The organism is Micromonospora sp. CA-248089, from assembly GCF_050948515.1.
GTDB lineage: Bacteria > Actinomycetota > Actinomycetes > Mycobacteriales > Micromonosporaceae > Micromonospora.
The window spans coordinates 697,175-720,112 of record NZ_CP192016.1; the positions used below are offsets into that span (position 1 = coordinate 697,175).

At 72.6% G+C, this 22,938-nt stretch carries 25 protein-coding genes; 12 read left to right on the forward strand and 13 right to left on the reverse strand.

Annotated features, from left to right (window positions below; genetic code table 11):
• Positions 1-44: 44 nt before the first annotated feature.
• Positions 45-1,349 carry a S1C family serine protease gene (locus ACQP26_RS03485; protein WP_433494925.1) on the forward strand — a complete coding sequence of 435 codons (1,305 nt, stop codon included), beginning with the start codon at positions 45-47 and terminating at the stop codon, positions 1,347-1,349.
• Positions 1,350-1,421: 72 nt separating this feature from the next.
• The gene (locus ACQP26_RS03490; protein ID WP_433494926.1) at positions 1,422-1,838 is read left to right on the forward strand and encodes a preprotein translocase subunit TatB; all 417 of its coding nucleotides are present in this window, start codon (positions 1,422-1,424) and stop codon (positions 1,836-1,838) included.
• A gap of 155 nt (positions 1,839-1,993) precedes the next feature.
• On the opposite strand, the gene ACQP26_RS03495 is transcribed toward ACQP26_RS03490, so the two are convergent.
• The 3 genes from ACQP26_RS03495 to ACQP26_RS03505 form a co-directional block, all read right to left on the reverse strand.
• Complete coding sequence (locus ACQP26_RS03495; protein ID WP_071096918.1) at positions 1,994-3,142, reverse strand: Mrp/NBP35 family ATP-binding protein; 1,149 nt, start codon at positions 3,140-3,142, stop codon at positions 1,994-1,996.
• A 72-nt stretch (positions 3,143-3,214) separates the two neighbouring features.
• Positions 3,215-3,823: a DUF1003 domain-containing protein gene (locus tag ACQP26_RS03500; RefSeq protein WP_269702455.1), complete on the reverse strand. Its 609-nt coding sequence runs from the start codon at positions 3,821-3,823 to the stop codon at positions 3,215-3,217.
• Positions 3,816-5,102, reverse strand: a complete 1,287-nt coding sequence (locus ACQP26_RS03505) for a magnesium transporter MgtE N-terminal domain-containing protein (protein WP_433494927.1) — start codon at positions 5,100-5,102, stop codon at positions 3,816-3,818. The genes ACQP26_RS03500 and ACQP26_RS03505 overlap by 8 nt, the downstream gene beginning before the upstream one ends.
• Before the next feature lie 33 nt (positions 5,103-5,135).
• Between ACQP26_RS03505 and ACQP26_RS03510 the strand changes: the two genes are divergently transcribed.
• Together ACQP26_RS03510 and ACQP26_RS03515 are read left to right on the forward strand one after the other, a co-directional pair.
• Positions 5,136-6,005 (forward strand): PhzF family phenazine biosynthesis protein, encoded by an 870-nt coding sequence (locus ACQP26_RS03510; protein ID WP_433494928.1) that lies wholly within the window; start codon positions 5,136-5,138, stop codon positions 6,003-6,005.
• Positions 6,006-6,163: 158 nt separating this feature from the next.
• Positions 6,164-6,697 (forward strand): hypothetical protein, encoded by a 534-nt coding sequence (locus ACQP26_RS03515; RefSeq protein ID WP_269702452.1) that lies wholly within the window; start codon positions 6,164-6,166, stop codon positions 6,695-6,697.
• Positions 6,698-6,782: 85 nt separating this feature from the next.
• Here the strand turns inward: ACQP26_RS03515 and ACQP26_RS03520 are convergent, their stop codons facing one another.
• Entirely contained in the window at positions 6,783-7,478 is a 696-nt protein-coding gene (locus tag ACQP26_RS03520) for an HAD family hydrolase (protein ID WP_269702451.1), read from the reverse strand.
• 105 nt (positions 7,479-7,583) lie between these two features.
• On the opposite strand from ACQP26_RS03520, the gene ACQP26_RS03525 reads away from it, so the two are divergent.
• Together ACQP26_RS03525 and ACQP26_RS03530 are read left to right on the forward strand one after the other, a co-directional pair.
• Positions 7,584-8,576, forward strand: a complete 993-nt coding sequence (locus ACQP26_RS03525; RefSeq protein WP_433494929.1) for a DMT family transporter — start codon at positions 7,584-7,586, stop codon at positions 8,574-8,576.
• A 66-nt stretch (positions 8,577-8,642) separates the two neighbouring features.
• Positions 8,643-10,775, forward strand: a complete 2,133-nt coding sequence (locus ACQP26_RS03530) for an APC family permease (protein ID WP_433494930.1) — start codon at positions 8,643-8,645, stop codon at positions 10,773-10,775.
• 2 nt (positions 10,776-10,777) lie between these two features.
• Here the strand turns inward: ACQP26_RS03530 and ACQP26_RS03535 are convergent, their stop codons facing one another.
• On the reverse strand, positions 10,778-11,065 hold the full coding sequence (locus ACQP26_RS03535) for a hypothetical protein (protein ID WP_433494931.1): 288 nt from the start codon (positions 11,063-11,065) through the stop codon (positions 10,778-10,780).
• Between the two features lie 42 nt (positions 11,066-11,107).
• A complete protein-coding gene (locus tag ACQP26_RS03540) occupies positions 11,108-11,932 on the reverse strand; it encodes an SDR family NAD(P)-dependent oxidoreductase (RefSeq protein ID WP_433494932.1) in 825 nt (274 codons plus the stop codon).
• A gap of 124 nt (positions 11,933-12,056) precedes the next feature.
• Here ACQP26_RS03540 and ACQP26_RS03545 point away from each other — a divergent pair, with 124 nt between their 5' ends.
• The gene (locus ACQP26_RS03545) at positions 12,057-13,013 is read left to right on the forward strand and encodes an HpcH/HpaI aldolase/citrate lyase family protein (RefSeq protein WP_433494933.1); all 957 of its coding nucleotides are present in this window, start codon (positions 12,057-12,059) and stop codon (positions 13,011-13,013) included.
• A 43-nt stretch (positions 13,014-13,056) separates the two neighbouring features.
• Here ACQP26_RS03545 and ACQP26_RS03550 read toward each other — a convergent pair whose 3' ends face one another.
• A complete protein-coding gene (locus tag ACQP26_RS03550; RefSeq protein ID WP_433494934.1) occupies positions 13,057-13,620 on the reverse strand; it encodes a DUF4190 domain-containing protein in 564 nt (187 codons plus the stop codon).
• A gap of 116 nt (positions 13,621-13,736) precedes the next feature.
• On the opposite strand from ACQP26_RS03550, the gene ACQP26_RS03555 reads away from it, so the two are divergent.
• Positions 13,737-14,627: an SDR family NAD(P)-dependent oxidoreductase gene (locus ACQP26_RS03555; protein ID WP_433494935.1), complete on the forward strand. Its 891-nt coding sequence runs from the start codon at positions 13,737-13,739 to the stop codon at positions 14,625-14,627.
• A gap of 3 nt (positions 14,628-14,630) precedes the next feature.
• Here the strand turns inward: ACQP26_RS03555 and ACQP26_RS03560 are convergent, their stop codons facing one another.
• The gene (locus tag ACQP26_RS03560; protein ID WP_269702443.1) at positions 14,631-15,032 is read right to left on the reverse strand and encodes a DUF4190 domain-containing protein; all 402 of its coding nucleotides are present in this window, start codon (positions 15,030-15,032) and stop codon (positions 14,631-14,633) included.
• A gap of 172 nt (positions 15,033-15,204) precedes the next feature.
• Here ACQP26_RS03560 and ACQP26_RS03565 point away from each other — a divergent pair, with 172 nt between their 5' ends.
• Positions 15,205-16,401, forward strand: a complete 1,197-nt coding sequence (locus ACQP26_RS03565) for an acyl-CoA dehydrogenase family protein (RefSeq protein ID WP_433494936.1) — start codon at positions 15,205-15,207, stop codon at positions 16,399-16,401.
• A 10-nt stretch (positions 16,402-16,411) separates the two neighbouring features.
• Here ACQP26_RS03565 and ACQP26_RS03570 read toward each other — a convergent pair whose 3' ends face one another.
• Both ACQP26_RS03570 and ACQP26_RS03575 read right to left on the reverse strand, forming a co-directional pair.
• Entirely contained in the window at positions 16,412-16,819 is a 408-nt protein-coding gene (locus ACQP26_RS03570; RefSeq protein ID WP_433494937.1) for a CoA-binding protein, read from the reverse strand.
• A gap of 37 nt (positions 16,820-16,856) precedes the next feature.
• Positions 16,857-18,983, reverse strand: a complete 2,127-nt coding sequence (locus ACQP26_RS03575) for an intein-containing Rv2578c family radical SAM protein (protein WP_433494938.1) — start codon at positions 18,981-18,983, stop codon at positions 16,857-16,859.
• Between ACQP26_RS03575 and ACQP26_RS03580 the strand changes: the two genes are divergently transcribed.
• Positions 18,982-19,401: a thiol-disulfide oxidoreductase DCC family protein gene (locus tag ACQP26_RS03580; RefSeq protein ID WP_433494939.1), complete on the forward strand. Its 420-nt coding sequence runs from the start codon at positions 18,982-18,984 to the stop codon at positions 19,399-19,401. The genes ACQP26_RS03575 and ACQP26_RS03580 overlap by 2 nt on opposite strands.
• Before the next feature lie 18 nt (positions 19,402-19,419).
• On the opposite strand, the gene ACQP26_RS03585 is transcribed toward ACQP26_RS03580, so the two are convergent.
• From ACQP26_RS03585 to trxA, 3 genes are all read right to left on the reverse strand, one after another.
• Positions 19,420-20,316 (reverse strand): MFS transporter permease, encoded by an 897-nt coding sequence (locus tag ACQP26_RS03585; RefSeq protein ID WP_433494940.1) that lies wholly within the window; start codon positions 20,314-20,316, stop codon positions 19,420-19,422.
• Positions 20,313-20,753 carry a hypothetical protein gene (locus ACQP26_RS03590; RefSeq protein ID WP_269702436.1) on the reverse strand — a complete coding sequence of 147 codons (441 nt, stop codon included), beginning with the start codon at positions 20,751-20,753 and terminating at the stop codon, positions 20,313-20,315. Before ACQP26_RS03590 ends, ACQP26_RS03585 begins: the two co-directional genes overlap by 4 nt.
• A 140-nt stretch (positions 20,754-20,893) precedes the next feature.
• Entirely contained in the window at positions 20,894-21,256 is a 363-nt protein-coding gene (gene trxA / locus ACQP26_RS03595; protein WP_269702434.1) for a thioredoxin, read from the reverse strand.
• Between the two features lie 548 nt (positions 21,257-21,804).
• On the opposite strand from trxA, the gene ACQP26_RS03600 reads away from it, so the two are divergent.
• Positions 21,805-22,320 (forward strand): MaoC family dehydratase, encoded by a 516-nt coding sequence (locus tag ACQP26_RS03600; RefSeq protein ID WP_433494941.1) that lies wholly within the window; start codon positions 21,805-21,807, stop codon positions 22,318-22,320.
• A gap of 97 nt (positions 22,321-22,417) precedes the next feature.
• Positions 22,418-22,909, forward strand: a complete 492-nt coding sequence (locus ACQP26_RS03605) for a hypothetical protein (RefSeq protein WP_433494942.1) — start codon at positions 22,418-22,420, stop codon at positions 22,907-22,909.
• Positions 22,910-22,938: the final 29 nt, after the last annotated feature.

Consider the following 22,938-nt stretch of genomic DNA (forward strand, 5'->3'; position numbering starts at 1 on the left):
TCGTCCGGCTCCGCCGGTCGCCGGCGCGGGGCCAGCGGGACGGAGTGGGAGGCACCGACGTGACCGACGGCTGGGACTGGCGGCGGCCCGGCGGATCGCCGGCACCGGGTGGGCCGGCGTCCGGACGACCGCCGCACAACGCCCCGGATCAGGCGACGTCGCCGTGGTGGTCCGACGCGCTGGCCGACCCCTGGCGGGACCCGTACGCACCCGCCGCCGTGGTGGTTCCGGCGGCGCCGACGCCGGGGGCGGGGGAGCCGGAGCCGGTCACCGACCCGGACCTGCCGGCCCGGCCCGGGCTGCGCCAGGTCGTGCTGATCTCCCTGGTCACCGCGTTGCTGGCCGGTTCCCTGGGCAGCGCCCTGACGTACGCCTTCCTGCGCGGCGGTGACGTGCCGACGATCGGTGCGCAGAGCGGCCAGGCCCCCGCGCTGGCCCAGCGCAAGCCCGAGTCACTGGCCGGGGTGGCCGAGCGGGTCCTGCCGAGCGTGGTCACCATCCGGGTGGTCAGTCTCGGCGGCACCAGCGAGGGCTCCGGCTTCGTGGTGACGAACGAGGGCCACATCATCACCAACGACCACGTGGTCGCCGACGGCCCCGGCAAGGCCACCGTCGTGTTCAACGACGGCAGCACCGCCGCCGGCACCGTGGTCGGCCAGGACCCGGAGTCGGACCTCGCAGTGATCAAGGTCTCGCGCAGCGGGCTGACCCCGGTGCAGTTCGGCGACTCCGACGCGCTCGCCGTCGGTGACCCGGTGCTCGCCATCGGGTCGCCGTTGTCGCTCGCCAACACCGTCACGGCCGGCATCGTGAGCGCGCTGGACCGGACCATGCAGGCCGGCGAGCCGGGCGGGCCGACGCGCTACTACGCGGCGATCCAGACCGACGCCGCGGTCAACCACGGCAACTCCGGCGGCCCGCTGGTGGACGGCGCCGGACGGGTGGTCGGTGTCAACTCGACGATCAAGTCGCTGGTGGCCGACGGGCAGGAGGCGGGCAACATCGGCCTCGCCTTCGCCATCCCGATCAACCAGGCGAAGCGGATCACCGAGGACATCATCGGCACCGGCAAGGCCCGGCGTACGGTCATCGGCGCCCAGGTGGGCGGCACCGGCGCCACCGGCGGCGGGGTACGCCTCAACGCGGTCGAGCCGGCCGGCCCGGCGGCGGCGGCCGGTCTGCGTACCGGGGACGTGGTGCTCCGGCTGGACGGCCACCCGATGACCGACCCGACCGATCTGGTGGCCCTGGTACGCAAGTACGCGCCCGGTTCGGTGGTGACGGTCGAGTACCGGCGCGGGTCGTCGCGGCAGAACGCGTCGGTGACGCTCGCCGCGGATGCGAAGTGAGGACCCGTCACCCCCTCCCCGATGGTCACCTGACGTGCGTAGTCTTGCCCTGACACGGACGAGGAGGCCGCGGTGTTCGAGAACCTGAACTGGTGGGAGATCGGCGTCCTGCTGCTCCTGGCGCTGTTGATCTTCGGGGACCGGCTGCCCAACGTGATCAACGACGGTCTCCGGATGGTCCGCAACCTGCGCAACATGGCGCGCAACGCCACCGGCGACCTGAGCCGCGAGCTGGGCACGGACATTCAGCTGGAGGATCTGCACCCCAAGGCGTTCATCCGCAAGCACCTGCTCAGCGAGGAAGACGAGCAGGCGATCCGCAAGCCGCTGCAGGGCATGTACGACAACCTGCGCTCGGACGTCACGGGCGTGCACGACGAGCTGAAGGACGTGGCGAAGGCCGCCGACCTGCGTACCCCGAGCGTGGCCACCGGCACCCCCACCCCCACGCCGCCGGCCCCCCGCCCGTCCTACGACGACGCCACCTGAGCGCGCCCCCTCCGGCGCCGTCGATCATGAGGTTGACGGCGCGACACGCCGCTCCGGCGACCGCCAACCTCATGATCGACCCCTGAGACGGCACCGCCCCCTCCCGCGTGCGGCGGGAAGGGGCGGTGGGGGAGCGTGGGAGCAGAAGGCGGGGTCTAGCGGCCTGCGGGCTTGAGGCCCAGGGGCTTGCCGAGCAGGGACTCGCGGCGGACGGCCAGGCGGTCGGCGACCTGGAACAGGGCCTTCGCGGCCGGGGCATCCGGCTGCGCCAGGACGATCGGCTGACCGGCGTCGCCGCCCTCGCGGACCCGGGTGTCCAGCGGGATCTGCCCCAGCACCGGCACCTGTGCGCCGATCGTGCGGGTCAGCGACTCGGCCACCGCCGCGCCGCCACCGGACCCGAAGACCTCCATCCGGGAGCCGTCCGGCATCTCCAGCCAGGACATGTTCTCGATCACGCCGACCACCCGCTGGTGGGTCTGCAGCGAGATCGCGCCGGCCCGCTCGGCCACCTCGGCGGCGGCCGCCTGCGGCGTGGTGACGACCAGGATCTCCGCGTTCGGCAGCAACTGGGCCACCGAGATCGCGATGTCGCCGGTGCCCGGCGGCAGGTCGAGCAGGAGGACGTCCAGGTCACCCCAGTAGACGTCGGCGAGGAACTGCTGAAGCGCCCGGTGCAGCATCGGGCCGCGCCAGACCACGGCGGCGTTGCCGGGCGTGAACATGCCGATCGAGATGACCTTCACGCCGTGCGACTGCGGCGGCATGATCATGTCCTCGACGCGGGTCGGCGCGCCGTCCGCGCCGAGCATCCGGGGCACCGAGTGGCCGTAGATGTCCGCGTCCACCACACCCACCGACAGGCCCCGGGACGCCAGCGCGGCGGCCAGGTTGACGGTGACGCTGGACTTGCCGACACCGCCCTTGCCGCTGGCGACCGCGTAGACGCGGGTCCGCGAGCCCGGCTGGGCGAACGGGATCACCGGCTCGGCGGTGGCGCCGCCGCCGCGCAGCTTCGACTGCAGTTCCTGGCGCTGCTCCGGGCTCATCACGCCGAAGATGATCTCGACGCCGCTCACGCCGGGTACCGCGCCCACGGCGGCGGTGATGTCACTGCGCAGCTTGTCCTTCAGCGGGCAGCCGGCCACGGTGAGCAGCAGCTCCACCCGGACCACGCCGTCCTCGCCGCGCTCGGCGGACTGGACCATGCCGAGTTCGGTGATCGGCCGGCGGATCTCCGGGTCGTTGACGGTGGCCAGGGCGGCCTGGATCGCGTCGGAGACGGTGCTGACGGGTGCTGACATGCCCGCAATGCTACGTCGCGGGTCATCGGCCACCGCCGCTGGCGGGGGCGGTGTGAGCGATTCGATGGCCGCTCAGCCGTCGCGCCGGCCGTCCCGCACGTAGTCGCCGTCCAGCTCGTCCCGGGGCTCGTCCAGCGGCTCGCCGCCGCCCGTCCGCCGGCCCTCGCGCTCCTGCTGCCGCCGCTCCAGCTTCCGCCGCCGCTCGGCCGCCTCGTCCAGCTCCTCACCCAGCCGGGTCAGCTCGGAGCGCAGGAAGTCCCGGGTCGCCACGTCACCCATCGCGATACGCAGCGCCGCGATCTCCCGCGCCAGGTACTCCGTGTCGGCCTTCTGGAGCGTGGCCCGCCGCCGGTCCTCGTCCAGCGCAATCCGGTCCCGGTCCGCCTGCCGGTTCTGCGCGAGCAGGATCAGCGGCGCCGCGTACGACGCCTGCAACGACAAGATCAAGGTCAGGAACGTGAAGGTGTACGGGTCGAAGCGCAGATTTGCCGGCGCCAGCGTGTTCCACAGGAACCAGGCCACCAGGATCAGCGTCATGTAGACGAGGAAGTTCGCCGTACCCATGCCCCGGGCGATGCCCTCGGCCCAGCGGCCGAAGGTCTCCGCGTCGATCCGGCGCAGGCGCAGGTTCCGCGGGGTGCGCGGCTGGTCCAGCCGCTCGCCCCGTCGCTGATCACTCATCGTCGCCGTCCAGGATGCCGTCGTGGGTGGCGGACGAGGGGGATGCCGCGTCCCGGTCCCGCCAGTCCCGTGGCAGGGAGTGGTCGAGCACGTCGTCCACTGTCACCGCGCCGACCAGGCGGTTGTTCCGGTCCACCACCGGCATGCCGACCATGTCGTACGTCGCCATCCGGCGGGTGATCTCGGGCAGCGGCGTCGACGTCCGCAACGGGTCGATGTCGTTGACCACGATGCCGCCGAGCAGATCGGCCGGAGGCTCCCGGAGCAACCGCTGGAAATGCACCATACCCAGGTAGCGGCCGGTGGGCGTGGTCAGTGGGGCGCGGGTCACGAAGACCTGGGCGGCCACCGCGGGCGACAGCTGCGGCTCCCGGATCCGGGCCAGCGCCTCGGCCACCGTGGCGTCCGGCGGCAGGATCACCGGCTCCGAGGTCATCACGCTGCCGGCGGTGCCGGAGGCGTAGCGCAGCAGTTGGCGTACCGGGTCGGCCTCGTCCGGTTCCATCAGGTCCAGCAGCACGTCCTGCTCCGGTGGGGGCAGTTCGTTGAGCAGGTCGGCCGCGTCGTCCGGCTCCATCTCCTCCAGGACGTCGGCGGCGCGTTGCCGGTCCAGCGCGGCGAGGATCTCCACCTGGTCGCGTTCGGGCAGCTCGCTCAGCACGTCGGCGAGGCGTTCGTCGTCGAGCGCGGCGGCCACCTCGTTGCGCCGGGCGTCCGGCAGGTCCTGGAGGGCGTTCGCCAGGTCGGCCGGGCGCATGTCCTCCAGGACGGCGAGCAGGTTCGCCGTACCCCGGTTGTCACCGACCACGCCCAGGCCGCGGACCCGGTCCCAGTCGACCTGGTGGAGATGGCCGCGGCGGGTGAGCCGGCCGGTCTGCTCGCGGACGGCGACCCGGCTCAGCGCCCACTCGCCGCCGCGGCTGCACTCCATCGCCACGTCCACGACCGAGCCGGCCTGCCCGCTGTCGAGCTGGACCCGGCGGTCGAGCAGTTCCTGCAGCACCAGCAGCTCGTTCGGGCGCTTTTCGAAGCGGCGCAGGTTGAGCGTGCCGCTGCCGAGCACCACTCCGTCCGGATCGATGGAGGTGATCCGGTTGATGGACAGGAAGATGCGGCGCCGCATCGGCATCTCGGCGACCAGACCGACCACCTCCGGCGGTCGCTGGGTCGCGCGCATCCGGGCCACCGCGTCCCGGACACGGCCGACCTGGTCGCCGTTCGGGTCGAAAACGGCGACTCCGGCGAGTCGAGCGAGGTAGACCCGGTTCGGCGTGCTCACGGCCACCAGCCTAAGGGCCTACCCTCTAACAACATGTCGACCTTGGGCTACGAGATCGTGGACGTCTTCACCGACCGCCCCTTCGCCGGCAACCCGCTGGCCGTGGTGTTCGGCGCGGAAGGGCTCGCCACCGAGCAGATGCAGGCGCTCGCGCTGGAGTTCAACCTGTCCGAGACGGTCTTCGTGCTGCCCCCGACGCAGGTGGGCGCCACCTACCGGGCCCGCATCTTCACCCCCGCCGACGAGCTGCCGTTCGCCGGGCACCCGAGCGTCGGCGCCGCGGTGACCGCGAGCCGACGCGGCGTCATCGGTGCGGGCCGGGTCACCCAGGAGTGCGGCGCCGGCGTCCTGCCGATCGAGGTGACGGCGACCGGCGCGACGCTCACCGGCGGTACGCCCACGCTCGGCCCGGAACTCGACCCGGAGCCGCTGCTGGAGATGGTCGGCCTGACCGGCCCCGACCACGTCGGACCGCCACCGCGGGTCGCCGGGTGCGGTCTGGAGTTCCCCTACCTTCCGGTACGCCCGGACGCGGTGGCCCGGGCACGGTTGAACACGACGGCGGCGCAGCGGTACGGAGTGGAGCACGTCAGCCTCTTCTCCTGGGACGCCGATTCGCAAACCGCGCACGCCCGGGTCTTCGTGCCGGGGCTCGGCGTACCGGAGGATCCGGCGACCGGCTCGGCCGCCCTGGGGCTGGGCGTGTGGCTGGTCGCCAGCGGCCTGCTGCCCGGCGAGGGGCGTGCGGAGTACACCGTCCGGCAGGGCATAGAGATCAACCGCCCCTCCACGCTGGCCTGCACGGTGACCGCATCCGGCGGGCTGGCCCTGGGCGCGACGGTCTCCGGCCAGGTGATGCCGGTGGCCCGAGGCGAGATCACCGTCCCCCCGTTCATCGGCTGACCCCCTGCCCCCTGCCCCGCCGCCCTCCGCCCGGACGCCTTGCCTCGGTGATCAAGGAGTTTGTGTCGGCGAACCGGCCCCTGGAGGACACAAACTCCTTGATCAACCGGTCGAGGGCGGGGCGGGTGGGCGGGTGAGGGCGGTAGGGACGGGCCGGGATGGGGGAGGATGGCGGGGTGAGTGACGAGGTGGACGAGCGGGTGACGCCGCCCCTGGTGGACGAGGCGGTGAAGAAGGCCGCTGTCTGCTGGGTGAGCACCGGTGCCGGCCCGGCGTACGCGCTGTGGTGCCTGCCGCTGGAGGGCACCCTGCTCGTGGTCAGCGGTCCGGGTGAGCAGGCCGCACCAGGGCTCGCCGACAGCGACACGGCCGACGTGACGCTGCGCGGCGACCACGGCGGCCGGATCGTCACCTGGCCTGCGCGGGTGACCCGGCTGCGACCCGGCACCGAGGAGTGGGACACCGTCGCGCCGCTGGTCGCGGCGAAGCGGCTCAACGCCTCCGGCTCCGCGACGGAGCTGGTGGAGCGGTGGGCGGCGCAGGGGTGCGCGCTCAACCGGCTCGCGCCGGCCGGCACCGCCGTGTCCGGCGCCGACCTGCCGGACGGCTCGCTGAGCGAGCAGCCCCGCCCGGCCCCCGCGGTACGGGCCGTCCGCAAGCCGTTCCGCCTGCACCGCGTCCGCCGCCGCTGACCGCGAACCACCGGGGTGTCAGGCGGCCGACGCCCGATGCGACCCGGCCGCGTCCGACGGGCCGGGCCGCGTTCGACAAGCCCGGTCAGGCGACGGGGACCGGGTCGAGCAGGTCGAGCACATCCGTCAGCGAGGTCAACGACGGTCCGTCGAAGCCGTGGTCGGCGTTGAGGACCACGTGGTCGGCGAGGTCCGGGGCAGCAAGCCGGGCCGCGCTCAGCCCGGCCCGCTCCGCGCCGGTCAGTTCCTGGCTGTCGCCGTCACCGACGTAGAGGCAGTCGGCCGGGAGCTGGCCGAGGCGGTAACAGGCGGCCAGGTAGAGCGCCGGGTCCGGTTTGCAGCGGCCGAGGCGTACGGAGAAGACCTGGGCGTCGAGCAGCGGCGCCACGGCGAGCTGTGGCAGGAACGCCGGCAGTTCGTGCGTGCAGTCGCTGACCAGCCCGGTGCGCACGCCCCGGCGGCGCAGCGCGGCCAGCACCGGTACCGCCTCCGCGCGGAGCCGGGTGTCGGCGCGTACGGCCCGGTGCCGGGTGGCGACGGCGGCGCGGACCTCCGCGTCGGACGGGCGCACGCCGAGCCGGTCGCAGACCCAGCGCATGGTGGACTCGGCGTCCCCGAAGGATCCGCTGGCCCGTTCGTGGAAGCTGCTGTCCAGCACCTCCACCAGGGCCTCGGTGGAGCAGCCGAGCAGGTCGGCGGTGGCGCGGTGGGCGGCTCCGCGCCGTACACCATGGGTCAGGGTGCCGAAGAAGTCGAACAGCACCGCCTGGAATCCGGGCATGAGGGAACGCCTCCGGACGTCGAGGGGGGAGATCGCCGGGACGCTGATCGTAACCGAGTGCTGACGTTCCGTGTCTGTCGGGTGTCCGTGTGAGGATTACCGTTCGTGCCGACCGTTCCGCAACGCCCGCCGATCGACGCGCTGACTGTGGGCGCGCTCGCCCTGGCCGTCGCGTCGGTCTCGTCCTCGGCGCCGCTCGTGGCGTTCGCTGCCGCGTCGGCGCTGGCGGTGGCGTTCTGGCGTACCGCGCTGTCGGCGGCGGTCCTGGGCCCGGTCGCGTTGATCCGGCGGCGCGCCGAACTCCGCGCGCTGACCGTCGGGCCGGCCCGGCGTGAGGGGCTCTACTGCGTACTCGCCGGGGTCGCCCTGGCCGCCCACTTCGCCACCTGGATGCCGAGCGCGCAGCTCACCTCGGTGGCGGCCGCGACCGCGCTCGGCGCGACGCAGCCGGTGTGGCAGGGGTTGATCGCCCGAGGGCAGGGACGGCGGTTGCCGGCGGCGGTGTGGGCCGGCATCGCGGTGGCGGTGCTCGGCGCGGTGCTCGCCACCGGCGCCGACTTCGGCGTGTCCGGCCGGGCGTTCGCCGGTGACCTGCTGGCGGTGGTCGGCGGCCTCTTCGCGGCCGTCTACACCGCCTTCGGCGAGCGGGCCCGGGCCAGCATCAGCACCACCACCTACACCACCGTCTGCTACGGCGTCTGCGCGGCGGTCCTGCTCGTGGTGTGCCTGGTCGGAGGGGTACGCCTGCACGGCTTCGACGGCCCCACCTGGCTGGCGATCCTCGCCCTGGTGGCGGGCGCCCAACTACTCGGCCACTCGATGTTCAACTACGCCCTGCACCGGGTCTCCGCGACCACAGTCAGCGTGCTGATCCTGCTGGAGGCGCCCGGCGCGGCGCTGATCGGCTGGGTGTTGCTCGGACAGTTGCCCCGGCCGCTGGCCCTGCCGGGTCTGGCGCTGCTGCTGGCCGGCGTGGCGGTGGTGGTGCTCGGCGGTGCGCGGGCCGGTCGCCGCGTCACGCCGGTCGCCGCACCGGCCGACCCGACGCCGCTCGGCGACGCGGAACAGACGCGGCGACCCGGCACCGCGCCCGACTGAGCCGGTCGGGGCGAAGTCGCGCCGTTCCGGCCACCGGGCCGTCCGGTTTGCACAAAAGTGCTCAGGGTGGGGGCGGACCGGGACGACGCGGCGGAGACGGGCACCGTCGTCACGCCCTCGGCCGAGTTCCCGCCGCTCGGCGACGAGGAACGCGCGGCGCTCGGCCGGATCGGCGAGCGCTGGCGCGGCCCGCGCCGCGCCGACGACCTGCCGGTCGACCCGACGCTGGGGCGGCACGACCACCACCCGGCGCCGACCCGCTTCGGGCGGCTGGCGCCGATCGACATGTTCACCGTGGCGCAGCCGGACGAGCTGGTCGCCACCGGTGCGGCCGACCTGCCCGGCGACCGGACCGGCCGGTCGGTCGCCCGGGTACGCCGGGCGCTGCTCGGGCCGCCGCTGTCCAGCGCGTCGGTGCTGTACGAGCGGATGCGCAAACTGGTCGCGCTGCCGGTGCTCTCCTCCGACCTGCTCAGTTCCGTGGCGTACGGGCCGGAGGCGATGCTCGCGGTGCTGGTGCTGGCCGGGAGCGCCGCGCTCGGTCTGGCCCTGCCGCTCGCCGCCCTGCTGGTGCTGCTGATGGTCGCTGTCGGCCTCTCCTACCGGCAGACCATCCCGGCCTATCCGCACGGCGCCGGCTCGTACATCGTCGCGGGGGACAACCTCGGGCGTACGCCGGGACTGGCCGCCGCGGCCGGGCTGATGCTCGACTACGTGCTGACCGTGTCGGTGTCGATCGCGGCCGGGGTGCACGCGGTCACCTCGGCGCTACCCGGGCTCGACCGGTGGGCGGTGCCGCTCGGCGTGCTGGTGATCGCCGTGCTGCTGGCCGGGAACCTGCGCGGCGTACGCACCGCCGGGAACATCTTCGTGCTGCCCACGTACGCGTTCGTGGTGGTGCTCGTCGCGGTGCTGGCGGTGGGGTACGCGAAGGCCGCCTCGCGGGGTTTCGCGCCGCTGCCGCCGCCCTCGGTGCCCGCCGCCGAGGGCCTGGGCCTGCTGCTGGTGCTGCGGGCGTTCTCCTCCGGCGCGGTGTCGATGACCGGCATCGAGGCGGTCTCGAACGCGGTGCCGGCGTTCCGCCCGACCGAGTGGCGCAACGCCCGGACCACGCTCGGCTGGATGGTCGCCATGCTGGTGACGCTGTTCGCCGGCCTGGTCGGGCTGATCCACCTCGACGGACTGGTGCCCCGGGCGGACGAGACGCTGCTGTCCCAGCTCGGCCGGGTCACGTTCCCGAGCGGGCCCTGGTACGCGATCCTCCAGGCCACCACCGCGCTGATCCTGCTGCTCGCGGCGAACACGGCGTTCAACGACTTCCCCCGGCTGCTGTTCTTCATGGCCCGGGACGGCCACGCGCCGCGCCGGTTCCTGCACATGGGCGACCGGCTGGCGTTCAGCAACGGACTGGTGGCGCTGGCGCTGACCGCCGCGGTGGTGTTCGTCGCGTTCGGCGGGCACACCGAGCGGCTGATCCCGCTCTACGCGGTGGGCGTCTTCCTCGCCTTCACGCTGTCCCAGACCGGGATGGTGGTGCACTGGCGCCGCCGCCGGGGAGCGGGGTGGCGCCGCCGGCTCGCGGTCAACGCGGTCGGCGCGGCGCTGTCCGGGCTGGTGCTGCTGACCGCGGCGGTCGCCAAGTTCACCGAGGGCGCGTGGGTGGTGGTGCTCGCCGTGCCGCTGCTGGTGCTGCTGTTCCGCCGGATCCACAGGCACTACGACCGGCTGCACCGCGCGCTGGCGCTGCACCCGCCGCCGTCCGCGCCGCCCGCCGAGTGCGACGAACTGCCCCAGCAGGTACGCCACCTGGTGATCGTGCCGGTGGCCCGGCTGAACCGGGCGTCGCTGCGCGCGCTGGCGTACGCGACCTCGCTCGGGCGGCCGACGCTCGCCGTGCACCTCGCGCCGGAGGAGGCCGAGGCGGACCGGTTCCGGGAACAGTGGCGGGCCTGGGGAGACCACCTGCGGCTGGAGACGATCGTGTCGCCGTACCGGTCGGTGATCGGGCCGCTGGCGCACTACCTGGAGGCGCTGCACGCCGCGAACCCGGACCTGACGCTCACCGTGATCGTGCCGGAGGTGGTGCTGCGCCGGCGGCGGTACCGGCTGCTGCACAGCCGCGCCGAGCAGCGGCTACGGGCGGCGTTGCGCGCGCTGCCCGGCGTGGTGGTCACGAGCGTCCCGGTGCACGTGTCGTGACCTCAGACGTCGCGTACCTCCAGCACCCGGGTGGCGGGCGCGGCGTCGCCGAGTTCGGCGCGCAGCGCGACGCGGTCCGGGTCGACAAGGAACGCGTCCAGCCCGGCGCGCGCGGCAAATCGGATCACGTGCACCTCGGTCACCCCGTCGCCGGTACGCAGCCGCCGTTGCAATTCGCCGCCGTGCCGGCCGAGCAGCGCCAGCACCGCGTCCTCGTACCGCCGTCCGGCGTCCGCGTCGGCGCTCAGGTCGACGAGCGCGACGAGCAGGACCTCGTTTCCCGTCGTCATGGCGTCGAGTGTCCCAGCGGACCGGCGGTCGTGGTGACCCGCTCAGGCGTCGATGCCGACGGCCTTCGCGCTGGCCGTCCAGAGCCGGGCGGCCAGCGCCGAGTCGGCCGCCTTGGCCCGGGACCGGTGCGGCTTGCGGTCGGCGTAGTAGCCGCCGTCGATCAGCCGGGACGGATCCTGGCAGGCCAGCCACACCAGCGTCTCCGCGCCCTTCTCCGGGCTGCGGAACGGCAGCAGCCGCATGCCGAGCGCCACGATCCGGCTCTCGTTGCCGAAGCGGGTACGCACCACGCCGGGGTGGAACGCGTGCGCCGGCACCTCCGGCCAGCGCCGGGCCGCCTCGGCGGTGAACAGGATGTTCGCCTGCTTGCTGGTGCCGTACGCGCGGAACGGCCGGTACGAGCGCAGCGCGGAATTGAGGTCGTCCGGGTCGAGCACGCCGCTGCGGTGGGCGTCCGAGGCGGTGACCACCATCCGCCCGATCCGGTCTCGCAGCAGGTTGCTGAGCAGGAACGGGGCGAGGTGGTTGGCCTGCATGCTCAGCTCGAAACCGTCGACCGTGGTGATCGGCTCCAGCACGATCGCGCCCGCGTTGTTGGCGAGCACGTCGATCCGGTCGTACCGCTCGCGCAGCCGCTCGGCGAGCCCGCGTACGTCGTCGAGCACCGCGAAGTCGGCGCGGAACAGCTCCGGCTGCTCGCCGCAGCACTCGCGGACCCGTTCGCCCGCGGCGCGCAGCCGGGCCGGGTCGCGGCCGACCAGCACCACCTGGTCGCCGCGGCGCGCCAGCTCCTCCGCGGCGGCCAGGCCGATGCCGGAGCTCGCCCCGGTCAGCACCACGATCCGACGCTCAGTGAGATCTTCCACAGGTCCATTCACCCCGGTCACGGCACGAGGTTACCGTGGCGTCACCACGCCCTTTGGGATCGTTAAGTTCTCGAAATCCACCGCTGCGCCGGCGCCTGCGCCGGACGCTGGAAGGAGCGCATCCATGACCGCTGTCGGTCGCCCCCGCCGATCGTGCCTGGCGGTACCCGGCTCCAGCGTCAAAATGCTCGGCAAGGCCCAGGGCCTCCCCGCCGACCAGGTCTTCCTGGACCTGGAGGACGCGGTCGCCCCGCTGGCGAAGCCGGACGCGCGCAAGAACATCGTGGCCGCGCTCAACGAGGGCGACTGGGCGGGCAAGACCCGCGTGGTGCGGGTGAACGACCTGACCACGCCGTGGACCTACCGGGACGTCATCGAGGTGGTCGAGGGCGCCGGGGCGAACCTGGACTGCATCATGCTGCCGAAGGTGCAGAACGCCGAGCAGGTGCACTGGCTGGACCTGCTGCTCACCCAGATCGAGAAGACGCTCGGCCTTGAGGTGGGCCGGATCGGCATCGAGGCGCAGATCGAGAACGCGGCCGGGCTGGTGAACGTCGACGCCATCGCGGGCGCCTCGCCCCGGGTCGAGACGATCATCTTCGGCCCGGCCGACTTCATGGCCTCGATCAACATGAAGTCGCTGGTGGTCGGCGCGCTGATTCCGGACTACCCGGGTGACCCGTACCACTACATCCTGATGCGCATCCTGATGGCCGCGCGGATGCACGACAAGCAGGCCATCGACGGTCCGTTCCTGCAGATCCGGGACGTGGACGCGTTCCGCGAGGTGGCGAAGCGCTCGGCGGCGCTGGGCTTCGACGGCAAGTGGGTGCTGCACCCCGGCCAGATCGACGCCGCGAACGAGGTCTACTCCCCGGCGCAGGCCGACTACGACCACGCCGAGCTGATCCTCGACGCGTACGACTACTACACCTCGGAGGCGGGCGGGAAGCTCGGCGCGGTGATGCTCGGCGACGAGATGATCGACGAGGCGTCCCGCAAGATGGCGCTGGTGATCGCCGCGAAGGGCCGTGCCGCCGGCATGGCCCGTACGTCCTCGTTCACCCCGCCCTCGGAGTGACCGGCCCGGGCCGCCCCGAGTTCGCGGGGCGGCCCGCCGGGTTTCAGTAGTTCGTGCTGCCGTAGCCGGACGAGTCCTGGTTGGCCGCCCAGATGATGAGGATCACGAAGGCGGCGGTGGCCAGCACGGCCAGCGCGGTGGAGATCCAGCCGACGATGATGCCCGCGGTGGCGAATCCCTCGCCGCCCTCGCCGCGTTCCCTGATCTGCTTACGGGACACGTGGCCGAGGATCGCGCCCACCAGGCCGATGTAGCCGCCGAGGCCGTAACCGCAGAGGCCGAGCGCCCCGATGATCGAGACGATCATCGCGCCGATGGCCAGGCCGTTCTGCTTCGGGCCGGGCGCGTACCCGTATCCGGGGTAACCAGCCGGGGACGGGTACCCGCCGGGCTGCGCATAGGCGCCCGGCGGGTAACCGGCCGCCGCGTACGGGTCGGCGGACTTCATGCCGGCGTACGGGTCGGGAGACGCGTACGGGTCCGCCGAGGTGGGCTGGGTCGGGATGGGGTTGCCGGCCATCGGCGTCATCGGGTCGGCCGGCGGGCTCGACTGCTGTCCGGCCGCCAACGGGTCCTGCCAGCCACCGGACGGTGGGGGATAGGTCATCTGATCATCTCCAGGTACGTGGTCGCGCTCAGGGTAGCCACCCGGCGCGCGACACGGACGTCCCCTTTCCGGCCACCGCGTTGCCCGTGGGGTCGGCACCGGGCAGGATCCTCGGCATGGCACTTGACGCGCGTGGGGGTCGGTCACGACGGGACATGAGCCGGCCGGGGTCGGTGCGGCGCCCGCGCGGCGGCGAGCCGGTCGGCCCCGCCGACTCCGAACGGCCGGCGCCGCTGCCGGAACCGGCCACCATGCGCCTGGACGGCCGGGTCGCGCTGGTGACCGGCGCGGGCAGCCCGGACGGCATCGGGTACGCGACCGCGCGCCGGCTGTCCGACCTGGGCGCCCGGGTGGCGATCGTGTCCACCACCCGGCGCATCCACGAACGCGCGGGCGAGCTGGGCGTCACCGGTTTCGTCGCCGACCTCACCGACGAGTCGGAGGTGGGCGCGCTCGCCGACGCGGTGGCCGAGCAGCTCGGCGACGTGGAGGTGCTGGTGAACAACGCGGGCCTGGCCAGCCGGGCCAGCCCGGAGGTGCTGCGGCCGGTGGCCCAGCTGACGTACGACGAGTGGCGTGGCGAGATCGACCGCAACCTGACCACCGCGTTCCTGTGCAGCCGGGCGTTCATCGGCGGCATGGCCGAGCGGGGCTGGGGCCGGATCGTCAACCTGGCCGCCACCGCCGGGCCGGTCAACGCGCTGCCCACCGAGGCGGCCTACGCTGCGGCCAAGGCCGGCGTGGTCGGGCTGACCCGGGCGCTGGCGATGGAGATGATCGCCGACGGGGTGACCGTGAACGCGGTGGCGCCCGGCATCATCCACACGGCGGCGTCCACGATGGCGGAGATCAAGCAGGGCCTCGGTACGCCGGTCGGGCGTCCCGGCACGCCGGACGAGGTGGCCGCGGCGATCGCGTTCCTCTGCTCGCCGGCCGCCTCGTACATCACCGGGCAGATGCTCGTGGTCGACGGCGGCAACAGCGTCCGGGAGGCGCAGTTCCGCTGACCGTCAGTAGGTGCTGGTGTCGGAGTTGGCCCAGAACGCCAGCCCGATCCAGCCGCAGCAGACCAGGATGCCGATCACGGTGAAGATGTAGCTGAGGATCAGGCCCCAGTTGGCGAGCTGGTCGCCGTCCTCGCCGGTCTGCCGGATCTGCCGCTTCGCCAGGTGGCCGCAGACGATGCCGGCGGGCGCGAAGACGAACGCGAAGACGAGCGACAGGATGGCGAGCACGTTCGTGCCACGGGGTCCCGGCCCCTGGCCGGGCGGCCCGTACTGGCCGTAGGGCGGCTGCGGCGCGTACGGCGGTTGCTGGCCCCACTGCGGGTGCTGCTGGCCGTACTGCGGCTGCCCGTACGGCTGGCCGTGCGACGGCGGCTCGTACGGCGACGGTGGCTGCTCGTCGGTCACCAGCGCCCCTTCCCCCAGGTCAACGGCCCTCTTACTTGCGGACGCTACCCGCAGCGGTGAACCTTTTCACAGCGGTTGTGTGGACTGGTCACCTTGGCGGGGCCGGTCCCGGGGCCGATACTGACCGAGCGTTCAGTTACCCATGAGTAAGGCGCCGACCCCGGAGGCTGAGATGGCCCGACTCGCCCAGACACCCGGACTGACCGACGTGCAGCGGTCGATCCTGGAAACCGTCCGGGAGTTCGCCGACAAGGAGATCATCCCGCACGCGCAGCGGCTGGAGCACGCCGACGAGTACCCGAGCGACATCCTCGACGGCATGCGTGAGATGGGGCTGTTCGGCCTCACCATCGACGAGGAGTACGGCGGCCTGGGCGAGTCCCTGCTGACCTACGCCCTCGTGGTCGAGGAGCTGTCCCGGGGCTGGATGTCGATCTCCGGCATCGTCAACACCCACTTCATCGTGGCGTACCTGATCTCCCAGCACGGCTCGGCCGACCAGAAGGCCCGGCTGCTGCCCCGGATGGCCACCGGTGAGGTGCGCGGCGCGTTCTCGATGTCGGAGCCCGAGTGCGGCTCGGACGTCTCGGCGATCAAGTCGAAGGCCGTCCGCGACGGCGACAACTACGTCCTCAACGGCCAGAAGATGTGGCTGACGAACGGCGCGTACTCGTCGGTGGTGGCCACCCTGGTCAAGACCGACACCGGGGCCGAATCGGTCTACGGCAACATGAGCACCTTCCTGCTGGAGAAGGAGCCCGGCTTCGGTGAGACCGCGCCCGGCCTCACCATCCCCGGCAAGATCGACAAGATGGGCTACAAGGGCGTCGAGACCACCGAGATGGTGCTCGACGGCGTCACGGTGCCCGCCTCCGCCGTGCTCGGCGGCGAGGACAAGGTCGGCCGTGGCTTCTACCAGATGATGGACGGCATCGAGGTCGGCCGGGTCAACGTCGCCGCCCGCGCCTGCGGCATCTCGATCCGGGCGTTCGAGCTGGCCGTCGCGTACGCCCAGCAGCGCCACACCTTCGGCCAGCCGCTCGCCAAGCACCAGGCCGTCGCGTTCAAGCTCGCCGAGATGGGTACGAAGATCGAGGCCGCGCACGCGCTCATGGTCAACGCGGCCCGGCTCAAGGACGCCGGCCAGCGCAACGACGTCGAGGCTGGCATGGCGAAGCTGCTCGCGTCCGAGTACTGCGCCGAGGTGGTCCAGGAGGCGTTCCGGATCCACGGCGGCTACGGCTACTCCAAGGAGTACGAGATCGAGCGCCTGATGCGCGAGGCGCCGTTCCTGCTGATCGGCGAGGGCACCTCGGAGATCCAGAAGACGATCATCTCGCGCGGCCTGCTCAAGCAGTACAAGCAGTAGCGCGAACCGGTCAGGCGCGCCGGGTCAGTCCGGCAGCGGCCCGCTCCACGATGAGGCACCTGTCCTCGACGTAGTCGAGGCCGGCCTCCTCGGCGATCCGGCGCGCCTCGTTTGAGAAGATCCCGAGCTGCAACCACACCGCCGGGGCGCCGATCGCCACCGCCTGCCGGACCACGTCGACCGCGTCCCGGGCCGGACGGAACACGTCGACCAGGTCGACCGGGTGCGGGATGTCGGCCAGCGTCGGGTACGCCTTCTCGCCGAACAACTCGTCCACCGTCGGGTTGACCGGGATGATCCGCCAACCGTGCCGCTGCATCTCCAGCGGCACGCGGTGTGCGGCCTTGCCCGGATCACGGGAGGCGCCCACGACGGCGATCACGGCGGAGTCGGCGAGGATCTGCTGAGCGGAACGCATTCCCCGAGACTAGCCCCGCCGGTGCGGGTTCTCCCCGCTAGAGCAGGGAGAGCTGTTCCGCGGCCGGGGCGGGCGGCGGGGTCTCCGGTAGCCGGCGATTGTCGCCGTTCTCGCCCCGGTGCAGCCCGTGCCGGCGTGCCGCCATCCGTACCCGCGCTGTCACCTCCCGCTGGTACGCCTGCGGCGCGTACGAGCCGGCCTGGTAGAGCTGCCGGTAGCGGGGGACCAGATGGGGGAACTCCCGGGCCAGCCAGCGCGCGTACCACTCACGGGCGCCGGGCCGCAGGTGCAGCGGTAGCGGCGTCACGCTCGCCGCTCCGGAGGCGGCGACGGCCGCGACCGTGGCGTCGATCGACTCCTCGTCGTCGCTGAGACCGGGCAGGATCGGCGCCATCAGCACGCCGACGGAGAATCCGGCGTCGGTGAGCCGGCGGACCGCGTCCAAGCGGCGGCGCGGACTCGGCGTACCCGGCTCGGCCGCACGCCAGAGTGTCTCGTCCACGAACCCCACCGAGTACGACAGCCCGACCCGTGTCACCTCGGCCGCCTGACGCAACAGCGGCAGGTCGCGCAGCAGCAGGGTGCCCTTGGTCAGGATGGAGAACGGGTTCGCGAAGTCGCGCAGCGCCTCGATGATCGGCGGCATCAGGCGGTAGCGGCCCTCGGCCCGCTGGTAACAGTCCACGTTGGTGCCCATGGCGACATGCGCGCCGCGCCAGCGTGGGGCGGCCAGCTCACGGCGGACCAGCTCGCCTGCGTTGACCTTGACGATCACCTTGCGGTCGAAGTCCGCGCCCGGGTCGAGGTCGAGATAGGTGTGTGTATTGCGGGCGAAGCAGTTGTGGCTGACCACGCCGTTGGCGATGAAGTCGCCGGTGCCCGTGGTGATGTCCCACAGCGGAAGGTCGAGGCCGAGATCCTCGACGGCGGTCACCTGGAGTCGCGCCGCGCACTTGAGCGCCATGCCCTCGATCGAGCGCCGGGCCGTGACGGCCGGGTCGGTGAGGTGGAAGAAGCGCAGCCGCTCGGGCAGCCCGCCGGTCAGCCGGAGCTGACGCGCCGCGCCCCGTGCACCCGGCACGTCGAGCGCCCACGTGAAGCCGAAACGGTCCAGCGCCCCGGCGGCGCGGGCCTGGCTCCCGTCGTCGGCGACGCTGATCCGGAACACGCCCCGGTGGCACGTCCCGGTGGCGTCGAACATGCCGGCCAGGTAGCCGAGCGCCCAGTCGTCAGTCGTCTCGTCGGGTGGCTCGAACAACCCGGTGACCACCTCGGCCGGGCCGGCTGTGCGTACCACAGTGGTCGTCGCCCGGCGGCCGACCCGGGCGACGGTGGCCCGCTCGACGGTGACCCCCGCGTCGGTCAGGTAGCGCTCGGCCCGGTCCAGCGCCTCCGCCTCGGCGGTGGCCAGCCGGAACCGGGCGCCGGCCCGGTCGTCGTCGCGGATCAGGGCGTGCAGGTAACCCATGCGGTAGTCGGCCGAGCGCTTCGGCGCCACCGCGAACCGGCCGGTGCCCAGCAGACGGTTGCGGGTGGTCAGGTGGGGACGGCGCCCGCCGCCGCGCATGGTGCCGGTGACGTGCTTCCAGCCGCGTTCGGTCAGGAACCGGTGGTCGCCGCTGGCGACGAGCGTGGTGCCGTCGGCCAGCGTGACCCGGTGGGCCCGCTTCACAGTGGACCACTTGTCGAGCACGGTGGTGACGACGTAGTGGCGGTAGGCGCCGCGCCGCGCGGTGCCGTAGATGCGGTCGCCGGGCTCCAGATCGCTGATCGCCTTGGTGCGGCCGTCGGCCATCAGGATCGGGGTGTCACCGCCCAGGCAGTAGACGCAGGCGTGCGAGCAACCCCGGTAGGGGTTGATCGTCCACTCGAACGGCACCCGTGACTCGCCGGGCACCCGGTTGATGATCGACTTGGCGTGGACCTCGTAGAAGGTCATGCCGGCGAAGTCCGGCGTGTCGAAGGTGCGGGTGACGGCGCCGGGCAGCGCCAGCGGCAGGGGTGGAGCCGCCGGCGCCGCCCGATCGGGAGTCCCCTCGTCCGGGGGAGCGGAGAGGTTGTCCCAGCGCATGGACCCCATTCGAACATGTGTACGAACAAAGCGCAAGTGACGCTCCGGACACCGCGCGCCGCCGCGCCCGGGACGGGTGCAGGATGGTGGCATGAAGACGTCGACCTTCGTCTACGACGGCGACTGCGCCTTCTGCACCAGTTGCGCGCAGTTCATCGAGCGTCGCATCCCGACCGGCGCCCGGGTGGTGCCGTGGCAGTTCGCCGACCTGGCGGCGCTGGGCCTGACGGAGGCCGAGTGCGAGGAGGCGGTCCAGTGGGTGGGCGCCGACGGCTCCCGCGCCGCCGGGCCGGACGCCATCGCCCGGCTGCTCGGCGACAGCGGGCCGCTCTGGCGGTTCGCCGGGGCCGGGCTGCGCCTCGCGCCGGTCCGCGCGGCGGCCTGGCCCGCGTACCGCTGGGTGGCCCGCAACCGGCACCGCATGCCGGGCGGCACCGCCGCCTGCGCGTTGCCCCAGGAGGCCCGGGAACGGCTGTACGGGCCGACCGGCCGTCCGGGGCCGACCGCCTGAGCGGCTGCGTGCCGGTGCTCAGGCGGTCGAGGACGGGGCCGGCGCGGGAGAGAGCGGCGCCGTCGCCGGCGACGTGGGCGCGGCGGGCGGCGGGCGGCCGAGCAGGCGCCTGACGAACACCACCGGGCGGACCTTCTCCAGCGCCAGGAAACTGGTCATCGCCACCAGGTGCGGCGCGAACGAGATGGTGATCGTCGCGATGGTCACCAGGTGGAACGAGTAGAAGAAGCCGACGGTCGTCGTCCGCCACCGCGACGGCAGCACGAACACCAGCGGGCTGAGCAACTCGAACGCGAGGATGCCGAACTGCGCCACGATCAGCAGGTGCGGCACCTGCGCGATCAGGTCGGCGAGGTCGGTGCCGCGCCGGATGATCGCCCGGGCCAGCACCGAGCCGTTCGCCCAGTCCCATCCGCCGAAGCGGAACTTGGCCCAGGCGGCGAGGAAGTACGTGCAGATGACCGAGATCTGGGTGACCCGCAGCGCCCAGCCGCCCGCCTCGGTACGGGTCGGATCGCCGTGCCGGGCGCGGCCGGCGGTGGGCAGCACGGCCAGCGCCACCAGGAGCGCGAACCGGTCGTGGTCGACCTTGCCGTAGCTCATCGCCACGATCATCCACTCGAAGTACAGCGCGAAGACCGTCCAGCCGAGCAGCCGGTGCGCCCGGCCGGTGGCGGCGAGCAGCGCGGTGACCAGCAGCGCCCAGAACACCACGCCGACCAGGGCGGGGGTGGGGGTGGGCAGCGGGAGCAGCCGCCCGACGAGCAGCGGCTGGTAGAGGTCGCCGGGTACGTCGACCCGGGTGCGTACCCAGGGGGTGAAGATCACCAGGTCGGCGGCGACGAAGAGGTAGACCAGGGTGCGGAAGGCGGCGATCCGGCCGCGCGGGACCGCCTCGGTCAGCCAGGCGGTCATCCGCCGGTCTCCCAGCGCACGGCTGTCTCGTCGGTCCACTTGCCGGTCGGGCGGCCGCCCTGGATGTCGAACCAGCGGATGACGATGCGCACCTCGACCAGGTCGGGGGCGCCGGGGTGGCGTTCGGCGTACGCGTCGGCGACGGTCCGCAGCAGGCTCGGGTCGGCGGCGTACCGGCCCTGCTGGCCCTCGATCTCGGCGCGGCGGATGCCGGTGGCCTCCTGGCCGAGCGGGACCACCGCGCCGGTGCGGTCCACGCCCTCGACCCGGGTGTCCGGGGCGGGCGCGTTCGGTGGGTCGGAGGTGGAGTACATCCGGAACGGCCCGAACGGGAAGTCGTCGTCGGTGCCGCGCACGGTGCCCAGGAGCAGCAGCGCCAGGCCGAGCAGGGTGACCCCTACTCGGACCGCGCGCCCGCGGGCGGTCAAGGTCTCCATCGCGTGGTGACGATACGGGAGTGAAGCGGCCGAAAGTGTCCCTCAGTCGGCCATTCCTCACTGTCCGTCCCGCCGGTCCGGCGGGCGCGAGAACGCCGCCGGCCGGTCCCGGGTGGGATCGGCCGGCGGCGTGTGGAACGTCAGTGGTTGTGCTCGGCCAGCTTCTTGCGGACGTCGTCCATGTCCAGCGCCTGGACCTGCTCGATGAGGTTCTCCAGCGCCGACTCTGGCAGCGCGCCCGGCTGGGCGAAGACGATCACGCCGTCACGGATTGCCATGATCGTCGGGATGGAGCTGATGTTGAACTTCACCGCCAGCTCCTGCTGCGCCTCGGTGTCGACCTTGCCGAAGGCGATGTCCGGGTGCTTCTCCGAGGAGCGCTCGTAGACCGGGGCGAAGCGCTTGCACGGGCCGCACCAGTCCGCCCAGAAGTCGAGCAGGACGATCCCGTCGCGCCCGGTCACCTCGTCAAAGTTGGCCGTGGTCAGCTCAACCGTTGCCATTTGCTCTCTCCGATCACCGCGGATTGTCGTACGTCCGGTGGAACCAGGGTCGGTCCGTCCGAATTCCCGCCGTGCGGGTGACGAAACGCTGAGCGCCCGGATGGTGACCCTGGGCACATCGAACACCATCTGTTCCCTCCGCCCGTGCGGAACGCAAATGCACGCCGCACTTGCGTGACGGGACGTGATGGGAGCGTTTCCAAGGAGATCACGCTCAGTTGCGGCTACGTATCGGTAACTTTGGCCTTGACGAGCATCTATCCTGCCTGCGGAGATCGCTTACCGACCTCGCGTCGATTACTCTGAGTAGTGTTACGAAAAGATAAATGTGACCTCCGTCTCTGTTGGCGGCGGGTGGTCGTACGGCAGAATTCTTCGCATCAGAGCGTGGGCGGCGGGTGCCGGGGAGGGCCCCGCCGCTCATTGCGTCCAGACCTCGGTGGACCCCCGGTGTGACATTTCCGCCGGGCGAACGCCCCGCTCCTCGCCTTAACAAGCGATAAGGCATGCTGTGCCGAACTCCATCGCCGCCCGTGAAGGGGACAAGGATGCAGTTCGGCCGCTACTACGAGGAGTTCGAGGTCGGCGCGGTCTACCGGCACTGGCCGGGCAAGACGGTCACCGAGTACGACGACCACCTCTTCTGCCTGCTCACCATGAACCACCACCCGCTGCACATGGACGCGCACTACGCCGAGTCCGCCTCGCAGTTCAAGCGCAACGTGGTGGTCGGCAACTACATCTACTCGCTGCTGCTGGGCATGTCCGTACCGGACGTCAGCGGCAAGGCGATCGCCAACCTGGAGATCGAGTCGCTGCGCCATGTCGCGCCGACCTTCCACGGCGACACCATCTACGGCGAGACGACGGTGCTGGACAAGCGGGAGTCGGCCTCGAAGCCCGACCGTGGCGTGGTGGCGGTCGAGACCCGCGGCTACAACCAGGACGGCACGCTCGTCTGCGTGTTCCGCCGCAAGGTCATGGTCCCCAAGAAGGAGTACGCGGCCGCCGCCGTCCCGGCCGGCGTCGACCCGGAGCGTCCCAGCTTCCCCGAGCCGCGCTGACCTCGCGTCTCCCCGGCTCACCGGGCCTCGTTCTCCGTTCGGCGGGGACGGGGCCCGGACCTCGTCCGGGGGCTTATGCTCGGGCTGGAGGTTGCCGATGAGCCACTCCGTAGCCGGAGAGCCGCCTTCCGCCGGCCGCCGCGCCGCGCCGCTCACCACCGCCGCCTACTCCGCGGCGGAGTGGGACCTGCTGACCGACCTGCCGGGCCGCGTCCTCGTCGCCGCCGCCTCACCCGGTCCCGGTCGTCCGCCGCGCGGCGTCGCCGCCGGCCTGGCCGGGCTGGACGCGGTGGCCGCCGGGCGGGCCTTCGACAGCGATCTCGTCCGCGCCGTGGTGGCCGCGATCTACGCCCGCCACGACGGCGCCGCCGAGCGGGACGAGCGCCTGACCGACCTGGTCGACCTGCTGGCCGCCGCCCGGGCCGCGGTACGGGTGCTGCGCCGCCGCGCCGATCCGGCCGACTCGGCGGCGTACCGGCAGTGGGTGGAGTCGGTCGCCGCTCGGGTGTGCCGGACCGGGGAGACCGTGCCGAGTCCCGCCGACACGCGTTTCCTCGACCGGCTGGGCGGCGCGCTCGACCTGCGCTGACCGATGACGCCGCCGGGCCGTACCCTCTG